The 4,493-nt window shown below is 44.9% G+C and carries 4 protein-coding genes; 2 read left to right on the top strand and 2 right to left on the bottom strand.

Translation table 11 applies throughout. From position 1 onward, the window contains the following. Positions 1 to 1,051: catalase (locus ACO0LF_RS31060; RefSeq protein WP_423021217.1), on the bottom strand; the 1,051-nt coding region annotated here is incomplete at its 3' end. A gap of 743 nt (positions 1,052 to 1,794) precedes the next feature. Here ACO0LF_RS31060 and ACO0LF_RS31055 point away from each other — a divergent pair. After that, entirely contained in the window at positions 1,795 to 2,067 is a 273-nt protein-coding gene (locus ACO0LF_RS31055) for a hypothetical protein (RefSeq protein ID WP_423021215.1), read from the top strand. A gap of 493 nt (positions 2,068 to 2,560) precedes the next feature. Next, complete coding sequence (locus tag ACO0LF_RS31050) at positions 2,561 to 3,718, top strand: alpha/beta hydrolase family esterase (RefSeq protein ID WP_423021213.1); 1,158 nt, start codon at positions 2,561 to 2,563, stop codon at positions 3,716 to 3,718. A gap of 137 nt (positions 3,719 to 3,855) precedes the next feature. On the opposite strand, the gene ACO0LF_RS31045 is transcribed toward ACO0LF_RS31050, so the two are convergent. After that, positions 3,856 to 4,173 (bottom strand): DUF6388 family protein, encoded by a 318-nt coding sequence (locus tag ACO0LF_RS31045; RefSeq protein WP_423021211.1) that lies wholly within the window; start codon positions 4,171 to 4,173, stop codon positions 3,856 to 3,858. Between the last annotated feature and the right edge of the window lie 320 nt (positions 4,174 to 4,493).

The raw sequence follows: 4,493 nt of genomic DNA, 5'->3' as shown, positions 1-4,493 counted from the left end.
CCAGGGAATGGGTCCCAGCCAGCGGTGTCCAATGGAATTTACAGAACACGGACTCGCCTTGGGCATTAACCAGCCGGAAGGTATGTACTCCAAAGCCCTGCATCATCCGGTAGCTGCGCGGGATGGCGCGGTCCGACATTTGCCATAGCAGCATATGGGTTGACTCTGGCATCAACGAAACAAAATCCCAAAATGTATCGTGCGCACTGGATGCCTGTGGCATTGCGTGATGCGGCTCTGGCTTCACGGCATGCACAAGATCTGGGAACTTCATGGCATCCTGGATAAAAAACACAGGAATGTTGTTGCCAACAAGATCCCAGTTCCCTTCGTCAGTATAAAACTTCACCGCGAATCCGCGCACATCGCGCACTGTGTCAGCGGAACCGCGCTCCCCGGCGACCGTAGAAAAACGCACAAATACGGGCGTACGTTTGCCTTCAGCGGCAAATAGAGACGCACGCGTGAGGCTACTAAAATCTTTATAGCTATCAAAATACCCATGCGCCGCTGATCCACGTGCATGCACAACACGTTCGGGAATGCGCTCATGATCGAAATGGGTAATTTTTTCACGCAGGATGAAATCTTCCAGCGCGGTAGGACCGCGCAGGCCTATCTTGAGCGAATTCTGGTTATCTGCAACCGGCACACCCTGATTGGTGGTCAGGCGCTGGTTTGAACCATCTGCCCTGACGCGATCAAGTGAACCGATAGTTTCATTGACACCCAAGGCTGGCTGGCCCGTACCAACTTTATCAGAGGCGACTGATTCCATTACAGTACTTGCTGTGGCATTAGGAGAACCAGGTTCGACAGTCGCGCCTGAAACAGGATTGCGACTTAAATCACCATATTCATTTGCTTTGTTGGGATTTTCTGGCATCGCTGCAGCGACTTCAAATGCACTACTAACTTTGTCTATCAAGGACGGTGAAGTAGCATCCATCGCGCCCAATGAAGTTGGCAATTCATTTGTGGAAGGACCGGCTACGGTGCTTAATACTGAGCCAGCACCGTCGGTGGATGACGGAGGGATTTTTTTAGACATTTCGCGTGCCTTTAAAGTCAATTAAGGGTCAATTATGGGGAAAATATGTGACTGCGCGAGACATGCCCGCGCATCGCGACAAACAATAACTGTTATAAAAAATTGGTACTGTTAGTTTGCGCACATAAGAAAACTCGCAAGGGATGAAACCATTCGATCATTGAAAGACTCGTCAAAAATTGCCAGCAATTTTTAATTTCAGGGTTTTGGACAAAGTAGGCATTCAGTTTGGAGACAGGTCTTTAACTAATGCCTACGGGATGTGGGCGATTGTGAGGTTAGCTTCGGCCTTTGATCCTACGCACTGCAATCGATTCTGCTGACGTTACTAAATATTCATACTGCTTATGATGACGTCACTGATTAACTAGATCAGACAAATGTGACCGCGACACCCAGCGGAATTTTTCGGAGTATTCCATGTCTACAAATTCATCCAGCAGTAAATCATCTTCTACCAAATCCTCTGGTAGTACACGAACTCAAGGTGGTACGCAAGAACAGCACGTAAAAGCAGGTCAGCAAAGTCATAAAAATGACGGGAATAATTCGGATAGCGGCAAATCTGCTAGCGGTTCTGAGCGCGGTGGGTCCAAATCTGGCTCCGCTACTAAATCGAGTTCCGGTTCCAGCTCCAAAAGTCGTTAATTGCTCAAACCAATAATGGGCAATCTGGAGACAGATGCCCGTTAAAGAAGCAAATCGAATCTACTTTTTTAAATTTCATTGTTGAAAACCACACCATGACCATCAATACCAACCCATTTGCAGACGCTAGAAATTCTGCAACTTTACATGCTGATTCAACTAATTCTAGCGCGCCAGATAAATTTGACGCTAATGAGCGTGATATCGCCGAGAGTGATCAAAAACAAATAGAAGAAACGGAAAAAACCCCTCAAAAAGATGTCAACGGAGATCTTCAGGAACATGATGTCCTGAATGATGCGGACAGCGAAACGATATCTAATTCTGAAAATAATCCTGAGAATCTCAACAATCAAAACGATCGATAGAAAAATGGGCCAAGGTCCATTTTTCTATCGCGACAATGAGCATGTATCAAACAAAAAGAAGGTGACATTCAGAATGCCGCATCGATCAATGTCAAGAGACCAGACATATCTGACAAAAATTCAAATGGCATTCCTTTCATATTCTTAGCAATAAATATTCCCATGCAGCGAAATGTCACATTTGATAGCTCGAATCAATGCAAAGTTGGCAGCGAAACCTGACCAAGTTTCGAGCTCGGCTGCACGAGACGGGGACGCCACATCGATATTGTAAAGCAGCACGTCCTTTATTGCTGATTCAGGGCTGGCAATGATGGCTTAGCGGTGGCAATACTGACCTTGCCGCTTCCAAATCGTACGATGTATTAGTAGGATTGATTGTGGGGCTTGCTGCTCGTAACGCATCGCTGGCTGACCGTATTCTTTGACTGAGTAGAATAACTCGCGAGACGCATTACAAAATATGCTCTCTGTACCACATCGAAAGCACACTATGAATTTCAATCAAGACTTGCTGGAACACAAGCACACTACAGGGAAATCTTGTCTCAATAGCAAAACGTTTGCTATGCCATTTCAGAGCAGCATTCAGCTAGATCAATTAAAAAATATGACAGCCATCACAGAAATGATATTGCGCACGTTGAACGCTCCGTTGCTTGGTACGACGAAGGCAGGTTTTCCCGCCTCATCTGAGCATGATGCGACGTATGAGAAAGTCGTGCATGATACCAACTCTGGCGGCGATAAAAGCAACGCAGGTCACTTCATAAGCGACAGCTATGTAAATGCGCATGGCAAGCGCGATTATAAGTTCTATATTCCTTCTGACTATAAAGGAGAGGCGTTGCCATTGATTGTCATGCTCCACGGCTGCACACAGGGACCGGATGATTTTGCCACTGGCACGGGAATGAATCTAATTGCTGAACAACATCGATGCATCGTTGTTTACCCTTGCCAAGACCAAGGTGCAAACAGCTCGAAATGCTGGAACTGGTTCAAGGCCATAGATCAAAAACGCGATCAGGGCGAACCTGCGCTAATTGCAGGTATTACACGCAAGATAATGGCTGACTACCATATAGACAAGCGCAGCGTATTCATCGCAGGTATGTCTGCTGGTGGCGCAATGGCTGCCATCATGGCAGACGCTTATCCTGAGTTATATGCAGCAGTTGGTATTCATTCTGGCCTGCCATTTGGTGCAGCAAGCGATTTATCCTCTGTGCTAGCAGCCATGCATGGCGCAGCAAGCCAGATTAAAAAGCCATTTTCTGGTGTCGCTGTGCCTATAATCGTTTTCCATGGCGACCAGGATCATACGGTCAATAGTAAGAATGCCGATCACCTCATGGAACGTTATTTGGACAGTAGCGAGTCAAAAAATTTGGTAATCCAAAAAGAAAATGGTACCGGCAAACTTGACCGTCGCTACACACGCATTCGCTATGCTGAAAATACAGCATCTCAAAAAAATTCTAACAAATCTTGTCCTGCTGAACAATGGGTAATTCATGGTGCTGGCCACGCTTGGTCCGGCGGTAATGGTCAAGGCAGCTTTACCGATGCCGCAGGCCCAGACGCCAGCCGTGAGATGTTACGTTTCTTTTTATCACAAGTAAGCCACGAGCAAACCTATTCAAAATGATCATTTGGTTGACAAAAGCTCATACATAATCATGCTTAGTCAAAATAAAATCCGATGGCCTTAGCAGTCGGATTTTATTGAAGTGTTACTGTTGAATATTTACAGGTGCTTTAGACTTAATCAGGTTTTTTTCAACGCTATCCCAAGGGGGCGCTCTCGAACTTTTGGGGTCTACTATAGGCGGTTCGTGTAGACCCAAGTTTATTCATTTCCAGCATTTCTCTGTATTCATCTGGGGAGTCCACATAAAACCTGATAAAAAAAACATGTGGATCAATTCCTAACAATTCAGCTTTCTCATCCATCGCTTTTTTTGTCATTTCCCATCGCAAATTATCCAAGGTAAGTCCCAGGACATCGGCGTCTTGTTCACTAATATTGAGAACGAATTTTTTTTCACCAGAGAAATTGTTCAAAAACCTCGTATATGCAATTTTTTTCCTTTGCTCTTCCATAATTTGCATCCAAAAAATATATACCCGTTATTAACATTAACAAAGACTCAATACCTGTTCAAAATTATTAACCCATGCTTTTCAAATCTATTTAGACAGGATCAATAACAGCCTCATAGATAAATCGAGTATTCAGCATCACTAAACTTACGTATCAAAATAACGTCTACAATGCTCAAGATAACTCGCTTCATGGAGCGCTGCTAATTCTACGACACACTTCCAGAGCCAGTTTGGTGTGCCTTTCGTTGATGTATTGCGAGTTATTTCTTTGTGCCAAGAGAGCGCTACTTCTTTGTTCATTTGCCTGGAATGTGCTT

The organism is Undibacterium sp. Di27W, assembly GCF_049340345.1.
Taxonomy (GTDB): domain Bacteria; phylum Pseudomonadota; class Gammaproteobacteria; order Burkholderiales; family Burkholderiaceae_D; genus Undibacterium.
This window is presented reverse-complemented; position numbering and strand designations above follow the sequence as displayed.

What these genes read in the sequence shown, in the direction of transcription:
- ACO0LF_RS31050 (WP_423021213.1), top strand. Translation starts at nt 2,561, where the DNA reads ATGAATTTCAATCAAGACTTGCTGGAACACAAGCACACTACAGGGAAA.
- ACO0LF_RS31055 (WP_423021215.1), top strand. Translation starts at nt 1,795, where the DNA reads ATGACCATCAATACCAACCCATTTGCAGACGCTAGAAATTCTGCAACT.
- ACO0LF_RS31045 (WP_423021211.1), bottom strand. Translation starts at nt 4,173, where the DNA reads ATGGAAGAGCAAAGGAAAAAAATTGCATATACGAGGTTTTTGAACAAT.